The following is a 17,125-nucleotide window of genomic DNA, read 5'->3' as shown; positions in this document are numbered from 1 at the left end:
ACGATCAATAGTCGATCGCCACATCCCCTTTCGGCACGCTGCAGCACGACAGGATGTAGCCCTCGGCCACATCCTCGTCGGTGATGCCGCCGTTGTGCTCCATCTCCACTTCGCCTGCCGTCTTCATCACCTTGCAGGTGCCGCAAATGCCCATGCCGCAGGCCTTGGGAATGTGCAGGCCGAGCTTGGCGGCGGCGGCGTGAACGGTCTCGCCGGGAGCAACGCGGATGCTCTTGCCGGTGCTGACGAACTCCACCTGGTGCAGATCGGCAAGTGGCACATCCGGCGCGTCGGCGGCTTCGGCCGCCAACTCCTTGACCTCGGCGCGAATCTCCGGCGGTGTCGGGCCGAAGGCCTCTTCGTGGTAACGGCTCATATCGTAGCCGTTGCCTTGCAGCAGGTGCTTGATGGCACTCATGTAGGGCGTCGGACCGCAGCAGAAGATCTCGCGCTCGAGGTAATCCGGGGCGATCAGTTCCAGCATCGGCTTGTTCAGATAACCGCGATAACCGGCCCAGGATTCGCCCAGGCCGTGTTTCTCGCAGATAACGTGCAGGCTGAAGTTGTTGATGCGCGCCGCCATGTGCTCCAGCTCGCGCTGATAGATGATGTCCTTCGGCGAACGGGCGCTGTGCACGAAGACCATGTCGACATTGGCGTTGGTGTCGTAGAACCAGCGCGCCATCGACATCACCGGGGTGATGCCGACACCGCCGGAAAGAAACAGCACCCTTTCGGTGGGAAAATCGATGGCGTTGAACAGGCCCACCGGCCCATGCACCGGCACTTCGTCGCCTTCCTTGAGGTTGTCGTGCAGCCAGTTCGACACCTTGCCGCCCGGCACCCGCTTGATGGTGATGGAGAAGCTGTAAGGCACCGAAGGCGAGCTGGAGATGGTGTAGGAACGCATGATCGGCTGGCCGTCGATCTCCAGTTCGAGGGTGACGAACTGCCCCGGCTTGAAGAAGAACAGCACTGGCTGATCAGCCATGAAGCAGAAGGTGCGTACGTCCCAGGTTTCCTGGATCACCTTGACGCAACGCACCAGATGGCGGCCGTTGGTCCAGGTCTGCGTCGTAACTGGATTGAGGAAGGCGTTGGTGCTCATGAACGGCTCTCCACGCGACCGGATATCGGCCCATATGCGGCGGATTGTGCGAAAGGCCGCTGGCCGTCATTTATCTGCCAGCGACATCCGCATGCTTATCGCGACCTGGCCGATAGCACGGGGCCTGGCGCGTCGGAAACAAATCCGGCCATGTCGCCCATGGATAAGGTTTTACCTGTTGCCGGCTCCACACTCCGCCTCACCAGCATGCACGCCCATCGCAGGCAGCAGCGATTGATCGAGACCTTGCGGCACACACCGTATCAGCCACTATTTCCGGCAGGCGCAAAGCGCCCGCCAATGAGGAGCCACCATGGACTGCACCCAAAATCTGAGCCTGGGCGACCCGCTGGAGCCCGTCCGCAAGGCCACCGCACAGATGCTGAACGAGCGCGACCACAGTTTCTCCCTGCCGCAGCCGTTCTACAGCGACGAACGCCTGTTCCAGGTCGACATGCAGGAGATCTTCCACAAGGAATGGCTGATCGCCGGTATGACCTGCGAAATCCCGGCCAAGGGCAACTTCCTGACCCTGCAGATCGGCGACAACCCGATCCTGGTCATCCGCGGTGCTGAAGGACAGATCCATGCCTTCCACAACGTCTGCCGTCACCGTGGCTCGCGTCTGTGCGTATCGGACAAGGGCAAGGTCGCCAAGCTCGTGTGTCCCTACCACCAGTGGACCTACGAGCTGGATGGCCGCCTGCTGTTCGCCGGCAGCGAAATGGGCGCCGACTTCGACCTCAAGGACTACAGCCTGAAACCGGTGCAGTGCAAGACCGCCGGCGGCTACATCTTCATCTCCCTGGCGGAAAACCCGCCGGCCATCGACGAGTTCCTCGCCACCCTGGCGCACTACATGGAACCCTACGACATGGAGAACGCCAAGGTGGCCGTGCAGACCACCCTGATGGAAAAAGCCAACTGGAAACTGGTGCTCGAGAACAACCGCGAGTGCTACCACTGCAATGGCTCGCACCCGGAACTGCTCAACACCCTGCTGGAATGGGATGACGTCACCGACCCGCGCGCCAGCCAGGCGTTCAAGGATCAGGTCGCCGAATGCACCGCTCGCTGGGACAAGGACAACATCCCCTACGCCCACGCCAGCTTCGGCCTGCGCAACCGCATCGTGCGCATGCCCCTGCTCAAGGGCACCGTGTCCATGACCATGGATGGCAAGCAGGGCTGCAAGAAACTGATGGGCCGCATCACCGACCCGGACCTGGGCTCCATGCGCATCCTGCACCTGCCGCATTCGTGGAACCACTGCATGGGCGACCACATGATCGTCTTCACCGTGTGGCCGATCAGCGCGCAGCAAACCATGGTCACCACCAAGTGGCTGGTGCACAAGGACGCCGTAGAAGGTGTCGACTACGACGTCGCCCGCCTGCGCCAGGTGTGGGACGCCACCAACGACCAGGATCGCCGCCTGGCCGAGGAAAACCAGCGCGGCATCAACTCCACTGCCTACCAGCCGGGCCCGTACTCCAAGACCTACGAGTTCGGCGTGATCAACTTCATCGACTGGTACAGCGAGCGCATGCTCAACAACCTCGGCGACACCCCAGCGCAATCGCTGCGCCAGGTAGCGGGCGAGTGATGACGCTCAGCCTGCTGCTGGTGATCGGGCTGGCAGCCTATAGCCTGCTGGCCTGTCGGCCAGAGCACGACTGATTTTGCATGCCCCCGGCATCCTCGCGGATGCCGGGTCTTACATGCCACTGCAAACTGCAGGAGCGGCTTTAGCCGCGAAACTTACCGCCCTTCCAGTAGAACTCGAATCATTCTCTCGGAATGTTCATTCAGCACGACACAGCTTGTCGCGCCCCTGTCACAGACTCAGCCCTGACTATCCACCGATCCAGTGCCGATTTTAGCTAGCACAAAGCCATCAAAGATGGTTAAAGTGCCATCAGCATGACGCCGGTAAACCGGCGAAAGGATCAACGAGACAAGGCTGTTGTCATGCCCGAAGCGAAAGACACATTGCTCAGGCTTTTTAGTCTGCTGCGCCTGATACCTGAGTACCCTCGCTACAGCACCACCCCAACGCTTCACGAAAAACTTCGTGACCGCGGCTTCTACGTTGATCTACGCACCGTACAGCGCGACCTGCAGCGGCTCTCCGGGCCGTTCTCGCTGATCGACGAGGAAGAAGGCGGCCGCAAACAGTGGAGCCACGCCAAGAACGCCCCGCTGGATCTGCGCGACATGGAGCCGGCCACTGCCCTGGCGCTCTACCTCGCCGAAGGGCACCTGAAGAACCTGCTGCCGCAAAGCGTACTCGACCTGCTCGGTCCGCAGTTCAACAAGGCGCGCAGCTACCTGGGCGAACTTGGCGAGAACAGCCTGGCGCAGTGGGCGCAATGCGTACGCACGCTACCCAACGGCAAGGCCCTACAGCCCGCAGAAGTGAGCCCGGCGGTGTGGCAAGAAACCTCCACCGCCCTGCTCGAACGCAAGCAATTGCTCGTCAGCTACCTGAGCCGCAGCAAAGCCGAAGCCAAACAACTGCTCATTCACCCTGCTGGCATGGTTTCGCGTCATTCAATCAGCTACCTGATCGCAAGCGTCGACGGCTACCAAGACCTGCGCCAGTTCGCCTTGCACCGAATCCAACAAGCCGAATGCCTGAGCAAACCCGCCCGCGAACGCCCCGACTTCGAGATCAACAACTACATCCGCCAGGACCTCAACACCGCAGCCCCCATCGAACAGGTGGAACTGGTCGCCGACGTCGCTCCCCAAATCGCCTGGCTACTCGGCGAAACCCCGCTGAGCCCGGAGCAAAGCTTGGAACCGCTGCCCGATAGCGACTGGCAACGCCTGCGCGCCAAGGTTCCAGATGATCAGGAGACGCTGTGGTGGGTGTTTGGGTTGGGGGAGAACGTGAGGGTGCTGGAACCTTCGCACTGGGCCACGAACGTTCAGAGCAGGGCCGCCAAAGTGAAGGCGCTATATGCACGCTAAGGCCCCCGACAAACAAACTGGACAGCAGAAACATCATAAAGACGACTTGAACCAATAGCATCGCGGCAGCGGTTAAGTAATCAAAAGATCCATTCCCAGACCAATATATCAGCCAGACATTGAGCAAATTCCGGTAGGAGTAGTTAATGAAAGCCCCTCTAATCAAAGACATGGAAAACGCTGTAGCAGGCGTGCTCAAGATCTCAGCCGAGCTGAAAACCCGTAGCAATCCCCGTCCAGCCTTGGTCTCGATACTCCGCAAACTGCGAATCGCTCGCGAGCTCTCTTCGGTGTACTACATCTGCGTAGCGGGCAGCCAAAGTGCCGGCAAAACCCGCCTGATCCGCGAACTCTACGAACTGGGCGAAGGCTGGCTCGCAGACAACCAAGGCCGCGGCGAGCGCATCCCAGTGTTCATCCTCGAAAAGGACTGCGACACCCCCTACGCCGTAGTCGTCAAATACGATACCCAAGGCAACGAACAGGAAGAAAAGATCTCCCAGGACGCGTTCCGAGCGCTGATCAGCGGCTACGACAGCTCCGGTGACCTCGACTGTCTGTTCCCCAAACTCTACGTTCCACGCCGCTACTTCGACGGCCAGCGCTGCGGCTTCGTTCTGCTCCCAGGCTACGAAATGTTGAACCCGGACAACGTTGAGTGGCAGGGTCTAATGAGACACACCCTGGTTCACTCCCTGGGTAGCATCCTGGTCACCGACCGCACCCGTGTCGCCGACAACAGCCAGAAGCAGATCCTCAACGACCTGGTTGCCCGCTACTTCCCCGATCGCAAACCTGCCATCGCCGTTACCAAGACCGAAACGCTCACCCCAGGGCAGATGGATGAACTGGCAGGCACCGTGACTGAAGTCTTCCAGATCCGCTCCGATGAGCAAGATCGTATAATCTTCACTGGCGTCGGCGACAAAGCCTACCGCTCCGCCTGGACCAGCCAACTCATTCAGGTCATCAACAAATACGCGCTGTCCGCCGGTGGCTCGGACGCAGGCCGTCTGCGTGAACTGGAAAGGCTGCTGGACACGGAATTGGCAACGGTCAAGGCAGCTCTGGAAGTCGAACTGGACGCACAGAGCATCAGTGAACACCTGACCGAGCGCCAGGCCGAGCGCATGCGAGAGGCGTTCACCAAGGCGTCAGAGCGCTATCGGAACCGTTATGCCAAACGGCTTCGCGAGCACACCTATAGCTATCTTGGTCAGGTCAAGGACATCGCAGAGAAGAAGTACAACGACGAAGAAGAGGGCTTTACCAACAAACTCAAGCACGCAGCGAATTTCCTCACGCTGCAGTCCGGTGAAAACGAGACCCGCTTCAGGTCGCGAATCATCGACTGCTGGTGCAACGGCACAAGCACTCTGCAATCCCCACTGGAATCCGACTACCTAGCCATCTCCGACATGTCCGCGAAAGAGCTTGGCATTCAAGAGATCAAGCCCTCGGAGCTCGCCGCGATCAAACATGAGGGCTTGGACAAACTGCTGGGTTACGAGGGGGCTTCTCTCGAGGTGCCTGCGGTGGTGCCCGAGGAACTGCAACACGATCTGCGCCTGCTGCTTTCCAAGGGTGTTGCTACCACCAATGACGTATCGCGGTTCAAGGCGGAGCATGTCGAGGAGGTGCTCAAAGCACTGCCCGCAATGACCATGGAATACTTTCGCCTCAATCAGGCAGTTGCTATTCGCACCCCTGAATTGGCCCGCACCGAACTAGAAACCTTCGACTTCGGCAAGCTGGCCTCGTCGATCCAGCAAGACCTACCCAAGGTAACCGCCTCAGCCAAACCGCTGCTCAGTACCCTGGCGGCGATCCTGGCAGTGGACGTGGCTATCGACGGTTCCATCGATACCATTCCGGCCATCGCGGGCACGCTGACGGGCGGCCAGACCGCCGCTGCTTCACTGGGTGCTTCGTTGTCGATGGCAGCAGCCGGCGCAATCACCCTGGGCTTCATTGCCTATCGCGGTGCCACCGAAATTCAGCGCTACGACGCCGCCCGCAAAGGTTTCATCGCCGAGAGCCTCAATCAATTCGCCGAAGCCCACATTCAGAAAGGCCTGGAGCTCTACGACGATCTGATGGAAACCCTCGAAGAGCGCCTGGTACGCAACCTGCGAGTGGCCTATGGCCTCGGTGCCGACCTAACGGTAAAAGACGCGCTGGCGCGGGGATTGACGCGCCTAGAGCACGCTCGGGTGAACCTGGTCAAAGCCATCGACGATGCGCAAAGTCGCCATGTGGCTTGAGAAATACGGCAACCGCTATCGCTGGGCCTATGACGCGTATCAGCGCTTTATCGACGAGGTGGATCCAAGCCTGGCTGGCGACTTCAACCGCTCCAGCCATGTGACGGTCGCCGTCTATGGCGCCACCCAGGTCGGCAAGACCACGCTGATTCTGGACTTGCTAGGCGTGACCGGTGAGGCACTGGAGCGCGCTTCCAGCGTTTTGCGGGGCGATCAACGCATGGGCAAGTCTTCGACGGCCTGTGCGATTCGTTATGGTCGATCCAAGGATGATTACTGGTACATCGGCGACAATAGCAACGCACTGGATGACAAGGCCGCAAGGGCACAGTTTTCCACGATACGAACAGAGCTGGAGAAAGGCCGGGCGCACTCCGTGGACGTATTGTCCGTGCGGCTGCCGTCGATGTTCTTCGAGCAAGTGGGAGGGGATGCGCTGAGCCTGGATCTGCGCATTCTCGACATCCCGGGCATCAATGCGGTCAACGAGGCTGAACAGGCCCAGGTTGCGCGAGTGGCTGAGAAGTATGTGGCCACGGCTGATCTGATCTTGTTGGTCGGGCGTGCGGATGACCTGGGTTTCCTTCATCCCAACAAGCTGAAGTTAACGGCACTGGGTGACTGGATGTTGCAGCCCAACCGCTTCCGGGTGGTGCTCTCCTATACGTTCTCGCCTGCCAGCTTCAAGGCCTGGTTCGACCAGGACGAGCGCACTCTGGAGCAGGTCCGGGCGAAGCTCTACCAGGAGCTGAGCACCCATGACTACAAGCCGCCGAAGTCCGTCGAAACCATGTTGTACCCACTGGAGTTCGGCGACTCGTTGCACAGCCTTGGCGCGGACACTGAGTACCATGGTGCTGCCGTCGATCTGATCCGTACCTTGCGGCGCGAGCTGCTGGCAAGCATCACCGAATCGGCCAGCCCCTACGGTCGACTCACCTCTGCGTTCAAGATGAAAACCTTGATCGATGCCAGGCTCGAGCGAGAGCAGGCTGATTACCTCGAACAGCGCAAGGTACTCGAGCTAGACCTGACGCATGCGCAGGGCGCGCTAAAACAGGCTAACCAGCTTCTGGCCGAGTGTGTAGAGGAACGCGGCCTGCTCAGCCATCAGGCGCGTCGCTTGCACCGCTACATCAAACTGCACGATCGTAGTGACATTCGCCGCTTCTTTACCCAGCCTTTGCGTCCTACCAAGGAATCTGTCAGCGAACTGAAGTCGGCAGCCGTGGAGTTCGAGAAAGGTATCCAGGCAAAGTGGCGGGCGCTTTGCGAGCGGCACGCCCATCGCTTGACCAGCTCCCGGTTGGCTGAGCTGGCGCCACCGAAAACCAGCGCGCTGAACAGCGTCTATCAAAAGCTGAACGGCTACCTCACTGATGGCTATTGGTGGTCCAGTGAGAACTACCGCAACGATCGCAGCATGTTGTATCAGGCTGCCGAAAAAATCGTCGACGCCTACAGCGACGCCGCCACCGTTACAATCCACAAGTATCTGGAAGAGCAGGCCGATAGCTTCAAACGCAATCACCGCGGCTTACAACAGCGGCTCAGTGTGATGCAGGCAACGGTTGCCGAGCGTCAGCAGACCTTGCTGGACGCGAAAGCTAAGTGCAACGACCTTGAACGCGCCCATGAGCAATTCGAGAAGCGCATGCATTCCAGCATGGAGCACTCGCACAAGTTCGAACAATATATCCTCGAAGCTTTCAAGGCCGAGCTCAATCGTGTCAGGGAAGCCATCCGCCGTCCGGTCAGAGCGGTAGAACAGGTCTACGACATGTTCTACCTCCACGTGCTGCTGGGCGAACTCGACAAAATGCTGGAAGGGAAGAAGTTCTGATGGAACGATCCGATTTGGATGCCGAAATCACTGCCGCTAATCAAGAGCTGTCAGCGCTGCTGGAAAAGCACATCAATGTGCCGATGAAAAGAAGCATTGAAGAGGTGAGCGGTGGCCTATCGCTCACACTTAAGGGCGACTTCGAGTCCAGCGTACTCAGCCTGCGGTCGGAGCTGAAAAAGCTGAACAACACATTCGAGGAACTGGGTGAAGATCTTGGCAGTGTCCTTCAGGTGTCCAAGCGAATCGAGACAATGGTTCAGCAGGCTGAGTCTGCACTGGATGGTCGGTTCGGGAAGGCTGGTGCGCAGGTTGTCGAAAGCGCTCGTCTGGTTTCAGAAGGGATCGCCGGTATCGAGGAGCGCCTGAGCAAGCTTGGCGCCGCCCAACTGCAGCACCTGAACTCAGCGTTAAAAGCGCTGGCTGCGGACATTCAAGTTCAGCGCACGGAAAGCCGCGATGACCACCAAAAGTCATTGGCCAAACTGGATGAAATCGCCTCCGTAGTTGCAACGCAGCAGGCCCAGGCACAGGCGATACAACATTTGTCCAAGCGGCGCTTTATCTGGGGGGCTGTGGCACTAGGCGTGAATTTTGGTGTTCTCGCAGGCCTGCTGGTCAAAGCATTCCTGTAGAGGCTTTTCCAGGATCCCGGCACTATTGTGGCACCTGAACATTGCCATCGGATCATCACGTTTCTTTTTGGAACCGCCCCAGAACAGCTCGTCTGTGCCCCCTTCAAAGGCACTTTCCTCCCCTGATAACACCGTAAAACGCTGCACCTCATTCAAGCAGGCCAAGTTCCGGTGCTCGGCAATCAAACCGAACGGACCAGAGCCACCGAAAAAATCGACCCAAACGTTCTGAGCGAACTGCTGGATATTTCGCGGGAACATAGATGCAGAAAACCGTCCATCACACCCTCACCACCGGATAACAAGCATCCCCCCACAAGGTATCCGCGCTATCCATCATCAACTCGATAATCAGCGGTACGAGCTTGCCTAGCAAGCTCGTACAGTCGCGTAGCTGCTCACGATTGACTGAACCGTTCCAGGTGGCGCCACCGTGGATAAGCTGGTTACGCAGGGTGTAAAGGCGGTTGAATAGCACGCCGAGCAGTGCCGGTGTGTTGCCGCTGGCCAGTGCCTGTTGCGCTGCACGTTTGCCGGTTGCGAAACGGTTCTTCCAGGTAGCCTCATCGATCTTGCCGCTCTGGTGCTCCCAAAAGCTCTGGAACACGTAGGGGTTGTCCAGCAACACGCGGATGCTGCCGGAAAACTCCTGCCAGACCAGATCGTCGATGCGCTTGGCCTTGTCCAGCGTGCAAAGCTTCTGCAGGAAGACCTTGAAGGTTTCCTGCTCGGAGAGTCGCAGGTGATCATCGATCTCAGTGGCGTAAGCCGCGTTAAAGGCGATCCACAGGAAGATGAAGCGGCCATCGAGATCGTCAGCCTGTTCGGCGCGGTCGAGCCAACTCAAGGCACGATGTACGCGCAGACGCAGGTTGGAATGTTGAGCGTCACGCTCCTGGCGATGGCGCTTTTTAAGCTCCTGAAACGACATGTTGCCTCCTTTGACTGATGGCCAAACCATATCAAAGGAAGCCATGCAGGCGGCACTGATTTCAGCGAGGCGACAACAGCGACACAATCTGTCGCGCCCCTCCCGCAAAGTACCTGCATACCGAGCAAGGGAGATCTCGTTCATGCCAATACCACCTCAGCCACGCACATTCCGTTGCCCAGCCTGCAACTGGCAAGGCACCACGATTCCATTGAGCGATTGCCTCATGATCGGCATCGACTGGCACAGCACCTGCCCCCAGTGCCATAGCGACGCTCTGGACTGCCGGCTCGCGACACGCAGCGAAGTCATGAAGAAGCGCCTGAGCGATTTTCTGCGTCCCCGCCACACCTGACACCAGCACAATGGAGAGAACCATCATGCAAGGGAAGATCACATGGCTGCTATGCAGCCTACTCGCCTGCAGCACTGCCAGCGCCGGCACCTATGAATGGACCAGCGGCTGGGGCATGGGCGTCAGCGAGCACCTGGTCGATGACGGCAATGGCAACGAGCTGAACATTTCCTGCCCGGACCATGAGGAAGATGGCGCCGTGCGCGCCTATGCCACCATCGCCGGCAAACAGTACAGTTCGGAAGAAGGTGTGATGTCAGGTGAGCGCAGCTTCGACGTGATCGTCGACGGCGAGCATTTCAGCAATCCGTTTTTCACCGATTGCCGCGCTTGTGGCGCCAACTTTCCCGCGTTCTGGCAAGCGCTGCGCCAGGCCAACCGCCTGCAACTGGTGGCTGGCGGACACACGATCAATCTGCCGACAACCAATATCAGCAACGTTCTAGCGCCACTCGGCCCGGAAAACAGCTGTCGTTCGGCATGGTAGGAACAGCAATGGAAAAGGCATGGGATGGAAATAAGCCCATCCTGCCTGACGATAACTGGAGAGTCTTATGCTGAAAAACATCCTCGCCACCATTGGCCTCGTGGTCGTGACCAAAGCTGCCTATGAACACTATTGCGAATATCGCGAGCTGAAGCGCGAACGGGAGGAACGCGAGGGCAGACCGGCATAGCAGATGTAGTTGTTGTGGGGGCTAGATCTATCGCCTTTCCGGGTATCGATACGCTCAGCCCATGCTACGGCCTATCAGCATCGCACCGGCAGGATCGCCCGCAAGCGGGCTCCTACACGAAACAAAAAAGCCCCGCCAGATCGCTCTGGCGGGGCTTTTCATTTACAGCCGAGGCTAGTCGCTAAGCGTCAGGCCTTGTTGGCTTTCTTGGCAGCGCGGGTGCGCTCGCCTTCGTCGAGGATCTYCTTGCGCAGACGGATCGACTTCGGCGTCACTTCGCAGAGCTCGTCGTCCTGGATGAACTCCAGAGCCTGCTCCAGGGTGAAGCGAACCGGCGGTACCAGGGCGATGGTTTCGTCCTTGCCCGAAGCACGCATGTTGTCGAGCTTCTTGCCCTTGGTCGGGTTGACGCCCAGGTCGTTGTCGCGGCTGTTCAGGCCGACGATCTGACCGTTGTAGATTTCCTGGCCGTGCTCGACGAACAGCTTGCCGCGCGCCTGCAGGGTTTCCAGGGAGTAGGTCAGCGCCTTGCCGGTGTCGATCGACACCAGTACGCCGTTCTGACGGCCAGACATGGTGCCAGCCTTCACGGTGTCGTAACGGTCGAAGATCGAGGTCAGGATGCCGGCGCCGTTGGTCAGGGTCAGGAACTGGTTACGGAAACCGATCAGACCGCGAGCCGGGATGTTGTATTCCAGACGCACGCGACCTTTTCCGTCCGGCGACATGTTGGTCAGGTCGCCCTTACGCAGGCCCATTTCTTCCATGACCTTGCCCTGGGATTCTTCAGGGATGTCGATGGTGACGTTCTCGAACGGCTCCTGCTTGACGCCGTTGACTTCACGGATGATCACTTCCGGACGGCCAACGCCCATTTCGAAGCCTTCGCGACGCATGGTTTCGATCAGTACCGAGAGGTGCAGCTCACCACGGCCGGAGACCTTGAACTTGTCGGCGCTGTCGCCTTCTTCAACGCGCAGGGCCACGTTGTACAGCAGCTCCTTGTCCAGACGCTCTTTGATGTTGCGGCTGGTGACGAACTTGCCTTCTTTACCGCAGAACGGCGAGTCGTTGACCTGGAAGGTCATCGAGACGGTCGGCTCGTCAACGGTCAGCGGCTTCATCGCCTCGACGTGGTTGATGTCGCACAGGGTGTCGGAGATGAACAGCTGATCCATACCGCTGACGCAGACGATGTCACCGGCGGTGGCTTCTTCAACGTCTACGCGGTGCAGGCCGTGGTGGCCCATCAGCTTGAGGACACGGCCGTTACGCTTCTTACCGTCGACGTCGATGGCGACGACCGGGGTGTTCGGCTTGATCTTGCCACGGGCAATACGGCCAACACCGATGATGCCGAGGAAGCTGTTGTAGTCCAGAGCGGAAATCTGCATCTGGAACGGGCCGTCGAGGTCGACGTTCGGCGCCGGCACGTGGTCGACGATGGCCTGGTACAGCGGGGTCAGGTCTTCAGCCATGTCAGCGTGGTCGAGACCGGCGATGCCGTTCAGGGCGCTGGCGTAAACGACCTGGAAGTCGAGCTGCTCATCGGTGGCGCCGAGGTTGTCGAACAGGTCGAAAATCTGGTCCATGACCCAATCCGGACGCGCGCCCGGACGGTCGATCTTGTTGATCACGACGATCGGCTTGAGGCCGGCTTCGAAGGCCTTCTTGGTCACGAAGCGGGTTTGCGGCATCGGGCCGTCCTGGGCGTCAACGACCAGCAGCACGGAGTCGACCATGGACATCACGCGCTCGACTTCACCACCGAAGTCGGCGTGGCCGGGGGTGTCGACGATGTTGATGCGGTAGTCGTTCCACTTGATGGCGGTGTTCTTGGCCAGAATGGTGATGCCGCGCTCTTTTTCCTGGTCATTGCTGTCCATCACGCGCTCGTCGTTGAGCTCGTTGCGTTCCAGGGTGCCGGACTGACGCAGCAGGGCGTCGACGAGGGTGGTTTTGCCATGGTCGACGTGGGCGATGATGGCGATGTTGCGCAGATTTTCGATCACTGTGTGTATCTCGATCAGAGGATTCGGTGTGTCGCCCAGCCTGGACGACGAATATGAAGAAAAAGGGATCAGCGAGCTGATCGGGGTACCTCTAAAAACGTAGGCGAGGCAGTCAGTACAAGGCAGAAACAAGCGAAAAACGGTCGGAGTCGCGCTCGACTTTACGAGCTATGTGAGCATTTTGAGCTTGTTTTTAACGCAGCAATGACAACGCAGGTAGTTTTTAGAGGTGCCCCGGGTCGGGAGGGCGATGGCGGATACTTCCGCCATTAAGCCCCGGCGTTCTATGCCGGACGATAAACGCGCACATTGGCATGTCCCTCGCTCAGCAGATGGTGGGCGTGCAGGCGACTCATGACGCCCTTGTCGCAATACAGCAGGTACTGGCGGTTCTCATCCAGCTCCTTGAATTTGTTGTTCAGCGCATAGAATGGCAGCGCCTGCACTTCGATGCCCGGCACGTCCAGCGGCTCGTCTTCGGCGGCGTCGGGATGGCGGATGTCGATGACGATCTGTCCGGCCAGCGCTTCACCGACCTCCTCGACTTGCACGTCCTTGCCCAACTCGTCGATCACGCGGTCGATGGGCAACTGGGTGGCGCGTTCGAGGGCGCGCTCGAGGATGGCCATGTCGAACTGGGCCTCCTCGTGCTCGATGCGGTAACCACGGGCCTTGGTGGTCGGGTTGACCGAGATCACGCCGCAATACTCGGGCATGTTCTTGGCGAACTCGGCGGTGCCGATCTGCGTGGCGGTATTGATGATGTCCTGCTTGTGGCTGGCGATCAGCGGGCGCATGACCAGCATGTCGGTGGCCGAATCGATCACTGCAAGGTTGGTCAGGGTCTGGCTGGAGACCTGACTGATCGCCTCGCCGGTGACCAGCGCCTCGATCTGCAGGTTCTCGGCGATACGGGTGGCAGCACGCAGCATCATGCGCTTGAGGATAACGCCCATCTGGCTGTTGTCGACCTTGCCGAGAATCTCGCCGACCACTTCCTCGAACGGCACACTGATGAACAGCACGCGCTGCGAGCGGCCGAACTTCTGCCAGATGTAGTGCGCCACTTCCATCACGCCCAACTCGTGGGCACGCCCGCCGAGATTGAAGAAGCAGAAGTGGCTGACCAGGCCGCGCCGCATCATCTGGTAGGCCGCCACGGTGGAGTCGAAACCGCCACTCATCAGCACCAGGGTCTGCTCCAGCGAACCCAGCGGGTAACCACCGAGACCTTCGTGGCGGTTGTGCACCACGAACAGGCGCTGGTCGCGAATCTCCATGCGCACTTCGACTTCCGGCTTTTTCAGGTCGATGCCAGCCGCATCGCACTCACGACGCAGGCGCGAACCGACATGCCGCTCGACATCGATGGAAGAAAACTCATGCTTGCCGCCGCGCTTGCAACGCACCGCGAAGATCTTGCCCGGCAACTGATCGGCATAGTGACGCTTGCAATGCTCGGTGATGTCGTCGAGATCGCCCAGCGGGTATTCATTGACCTCGAGGAACAGGCCGATGCCCGGCGTATTGCGCAGGCGTTCGGTCATCTCGGCGAGCAGCTTGGGATCGTCCAGATCGGTTTCGACTTCGAGGTTGTCCCAGACACCGGTCACCCGCAGTTCGGGGTCAAGATCGCGCAGCACGGAGCGAATGTTCTTCCCCAACTGGCGGATGAACTGCTTGCGCACCGGGCGGCTCTTGATGGTGATTTCCGGGAAAACTTTGACGATGAGCTTCATGAATAGGCCGCCCGCTTGGGGGACGAAAAAACAGGGGCGCGGATTATAGCGGAAATTGTTCAAGCTTTGACCAAAAATACTGCATCACTCACGCAGCGCACCAAAATGGATCTTTCTTGAAATTAAAGGCCCTTAAATGGTGCAAATATTTCTGGCGAATTAGCGCGCAGACGGCGCGGTACCTGAGTTTCGTGGCTTCTGCCCAATAAAGGGCACTGGCATGCAATTTGCTCCCTTGTGAGGCAGGTCGCCCTGGAGGACTATCCCGCCGGGCTTCACCGCATCTTCAAGGCTTATCGATAAGAGCCTTTTCCACCTGGAGGACAACATGTCTAAGGCTGTTCAACTGATCAAAGAACACGACGTGAAGTGGGTAGACCTGCGCTTCACCGACACCAAGGGCAAGCAGCACCACGTGACCATGCCGGCCCGTGACGCCCTGGACGAAGATTTCTTCGAGCACGGCAAAATGTTCGACGGCTCGTCCATCCATGGCTGGAAAGGCATCGAAGCCTCCGACATGATCCTGATGCCGGTCGATGACACCGCTGTTCTGGACCCGTTCACCGAAGAGCCGACCCTGATCCTGGTCTGCGACATCATCGAGCCGAGCACCATGCAAGGCTACGATCGCGACCCGCGCTCCATCGCCAAGCGCGCTGAAGAGTTCCTCAAAGGCACCGGCATCGGTGACACCGTATTCGTTGGCCCGGAGCCCGAGTTCTTCATCTTCGACGAAGTGAAGTTCAAGTCCGACATCTCCGGTTCGATGTTCAAGATCTACTCCGAACAAGGCTCCTGGATGACCGACCAGGACGTGGAAGGCGGCAACAAAGGCCACCGTCCAGCCGTCAAAGGCGGTTACTTCCCGGTTCCGCCGTGCGACCACGACCACGAAATCCGTACTGCCATGTGTAATGCCATGGAAGAAATGGGCCTGGTCATCGAAGTTCACCACCACGAAGTGGCGACTGCCGGTCAGAACGAAATCGGCGTGAAGTTCAACACCCTGGTAGCCAAGGCTGACGAAGTTCAGACCCTGAAGTACTGCGTGCACAACGTAGCCGACGCCTACGGCAAAACCGCTACCTTCATGCCGAAGCCCCTGTACGGCGACAACGGCTCGGGTATGCACGTGCACATGTCCATCTCCAAAGATGGCAAGAACACCTTCTCCGGCGAAGGCTATGCCGGCCTGTCCGATACCGCTCTGTACTTCATCGGCGGCATCATCAAGCACGGCAAGGCTCTGAACGGCTTCACCAACCCGTCGACCAACTCCTACAAGCGTCTGGTCCCAGGTTTCGAAGCTCCGGTAATGCTGGCCTACTCGGCGCGTAACCGCTCGGCCTCGATCCGTATTCCTTACGTTTCCAGCCCGAAAGCCCGCCGTATCGAAGCGCGCTTCCCGGACCCGGCTGCCAACCCGTACCTGGCCTTCGCAGCTCTGCTGATGGCCGGTATCGACGGTATCCAGAACAAGATCCACCCTGGCGATGCGGCCGACAAGAACCTGTACGACCTGCCACCAGAAGAAGGCAAGCTGATCCCGCAAGTCTGCGGCAGCCTGAAAGAAGCCCTGGAAGAGCTGGACAAGGGCCGCGCGTTCCTGACCAAGGGCGGCGTGTTCTCCGACGACTTCATCGATGCCTACATCGAGCTGAAATCCGAAGAAGAAATCAAGGTGCGTACCTTCGTACACCCGCTGGAATACGACCTGTACTACAGCGTCTAAACCAGTCTCGCGCCGCCTCGTGCAGCGCGCTCGAAAGCCCCGCCCGGCTCTGCCTGGCGGGGCTTTTTCATTTTCCACCGGCAGGGTGCGCCGCGCGCACCGAAAGCCCGAGACTATGCAGCAGATGCTGCGCACAGCTCAGTACTCCACGACGCCCTAAGTAATCCGCGCCCACGGCCCGCGTCGATTTGTAGCCAAACATCACAGCCATGGCGCCCTGCGCTTGCCAGGAACCGCCAGCAGTGCAAGGCTTAGCGCATCATCCGTGGAAGGATCGGCCCATGCGCCCATTACTCGCCTGCCTGCTGCTTGCCCTGGCCTTGCCGGCCAGTGCGCAGATCTACAAATACATCGACGCCAACGGCAACACGGTTTTCACCAATCAGCCGCCCGATGGCGCAGCAGCCGAGAGCGTCAACCTGCCACCAACCAATACGGTAGAGACGCAGAAACCCAGCATTCCCGCAGACATCAGCGGCGACACCTCAGCACAGAGTGCGGCACCCTATTCCACACTGAGCCTGACCGGTATCCCTGATGATGAAGCCATGCGCGCCAACAACGGCACCTTCGTCGTTGGAGTGGACATCCAGCCACGTCTGCAGCCCGGCCACCAACTCCGACTGATTCTCGATGGCAAGCCATACGGTCAGGCCGGCAACGTGCCGAGCCTGCAGCTGACCGATGTCGAGCGCGGCGAACACAGCCTGGCGGTAGCGGTCGTCGCTGGCGAACGCATCGTCCAGCAGAGCGCCACCGAAACTTTCACCGTGCAGCGCATCAGCACCAACAGCCCTGCCCGTCCACCTGTAACGCCACCGCGCCCGACTCCGAGACCTACGAACTGATC

At 59.3% G+C, this 17,125-nt stretch carries 13 protein-coding genes; 9 read left to right on the top strand and 4 right to left on the bottom strand.

Translation table 11 applies throughout. The features are described 5' to 3' along the window. Positions 1–4: 4 nt before the first annotated feature. Positions 5–1,108: a glycine-betaine demethylase subunit GbcB gene (gbcB, locus tag INS93_RS13195; RefSeq protein ID WP_074679901.1), complete on the bottom strand. Its 1,104-nt coding sequence runs from the start codon at positions 1,106–1,108 to the stop codon at positions 5–7. A gap of 313 nt (positions 1,109–1,421) precedes the next feature. Between gbcB and gbcA the strand changes: the two genes are divergently transcribed. From gbcA to INS93_RS13170, 5 genes are all read left to right on the top strand, one after another. After that, entirely contained in the window at positions 1,422–2,714 is a 1,293-nt protein-coding gene (gbcA, locus tag INS93_RS13190) for a glycine-betaine demethylase subunit GbcA (protein ID WP_192982625.1), read from the top strand. 365 nt (positions 2,715–3,079) lie between these two features. After that, on the top strand, positions 3,080–4,084 hold the full coding sequence (locus tag INS93_RS13185; protein ID WP_192982623.1) for a helix-turn-helix transcriptional regulator: 1,005 nt from the start codon (positions 3,080–3,082) through the stop codon (positions 4,082–4,084). Between the two features lie 146 nt (positions 4,085–4,230). Then, positions 4,231–6,348, top strand: a complete 2,118-nt coding sequence (locus INS93_RS13180; protein WP_160020029.1) for a hypothetical protein — start codon at positions 4,231–4,233, stop codon at positions 6,346–6,348. After that, positions 6,323–8,191, top strand: a complete 1,869-nt coding sequence (locus INS93_RS13175) for a dynamin family protein (RefSeq protein WP_192982621.1) — start codon at positions 6,323–6,325, stop codon at positions 8,189–8,191. The genes INS93_RS13180 and INS93_RS13175 overlap by 26 nt, the downstream gene beginning before the upstream one ends. Next, the gene (locus INS93_RS13170; RefSeq protein ID WP_192982619.1) at positions 8,191–8,826 is read left to right on the top strand and encodes a hypothetical protein; all 636 of its coding nucleotides are present in this window, start codon (positions 8,191–8,193) and stop codon (positions 8,824–8,826) included. The genes INS93_RS13175 and INS93_RS13170 overlap by 1 nt, the downstream gene beginning before the upstream one ends. Before the next feature lie 280 nt (positions 8,827–9,106). Here the strand turns inward: INS93_RS13170 and INS93_RS13165 are convergent, their stop codons facing one another. Further along, positions 9,107–9,757: a HEPN domain-containing protein gene (locus tag INS93_RS13165; RefSeq protein WP_192982616.1), complete on the bottom strand. Its 651-nt coding sequence runs from the start codon at positions 9,755–9,757 to the stop codon at positions 9,107–9,109. Between the two features lie 380 nt (positions 9,758–10,137). Here INS93_RS13165 and INS93_RS13160 point away from each other — a divergent pair, with 380 nt between their 5' ends. Together INS93_RS13160 and INS93_RS24810 are read left to right on the top strand one after the other, a co-directional pair. Continuing rightward, complete coding sequence (locus INS93_RS13160; RefSeq protein WP_192982613.1) at positions 10,138–10,599, top strand: hypothetical protein; 462 nt, start codon at positions 10,138–10,140, stop codon at positions 10,597–10,599. Positions 10,600–10,666: 67 nt separating this feature from the next. Beyond that, positions 10,667–10,789 carry a hypothetical protein gene (locus INS93_RS24810; RefSeq protein WP_264294427.1) on the top strand — a complete coding sequence of 41 codons (123 nt, stop codon included), beginning with the start codon at positions 10,667–10,669 and terminating at the stop codon, positions 10,787–10,789. Between the two features lie 188 nt (positions 10,790–10,977). On the opposite strand, the gene typA is transcribed toward INS93_RS24810, so the two are convergent. Together typA and thiI are read right to left on the bottom strand one after the other, a co-directional pair. Continuing rightward, positions 10,978–12,801, bottom strand: a complete 1,824-nt coding sequence (gene typA, locus INS93_RS13155; protein ID WP_192982608.1) for a translational GTPase TypA — start codon at positions 12,799–12,801, stop codon at positions 10,978–10,980. Between the two features lie 284 nt (positions 12,802–13,085). Then, positions 13,086–14,540, bottom strand: a complete 1,455-nt coding sequence (gene thiI, locus INS93_RS13150) for a tRNA uracil 4-sulfurtransferase ThiI (RefSeq protein WP_192982605.1) — start codon at positions 14,538–14,540, stop codon at positions 13,086–13,088. A gap of 328 nt (positions 14,541–14,868) precedes the next feature. Here thiI and glnA point away from each other — a divergent pair, with 328 nt between their 5' ends. Beyond that, positions 14,869–16,275, top strand: coding sequence for a glutamate--ammonia ligase (gene glnA, locus INS93_RS13145; RefSeq protein WP_037005283.1), 1,407 nt, complete (start codon positions 14,869–14,871; stop codon positions 16,273–16,275). Positions 16,276–16,556: 281 nt separating this feature from the next. Beyond that, positions 16,557–17,123: a DUF4124 domain-containing protein gene (locus INS93_RS13140; RefSeq protein WP_192982602.1), complete on the top strand. Its 567-nt coding sequence runs from the start codon at positions 16,557–16,559 to the stop codon at positions 17,121–17,123. Positions 17,124–17,125 lie beyond the last annotated feature (2 nt).

The sequence above is a fragment of the Pseudomonas sp. EggHat1 genome, from assembly GCF_014892995.1.
Lineage (GTDB): Bacteria > Pseudomonadota > Gammaproteobacteria > Pseudomonadales > Pseudomonadaceae > Aquipseudomonas > Aquipseudomonas chaetocerotis.
This window is presented reverse-complemented; position numbering and strand designations above follow the sequence as displayed.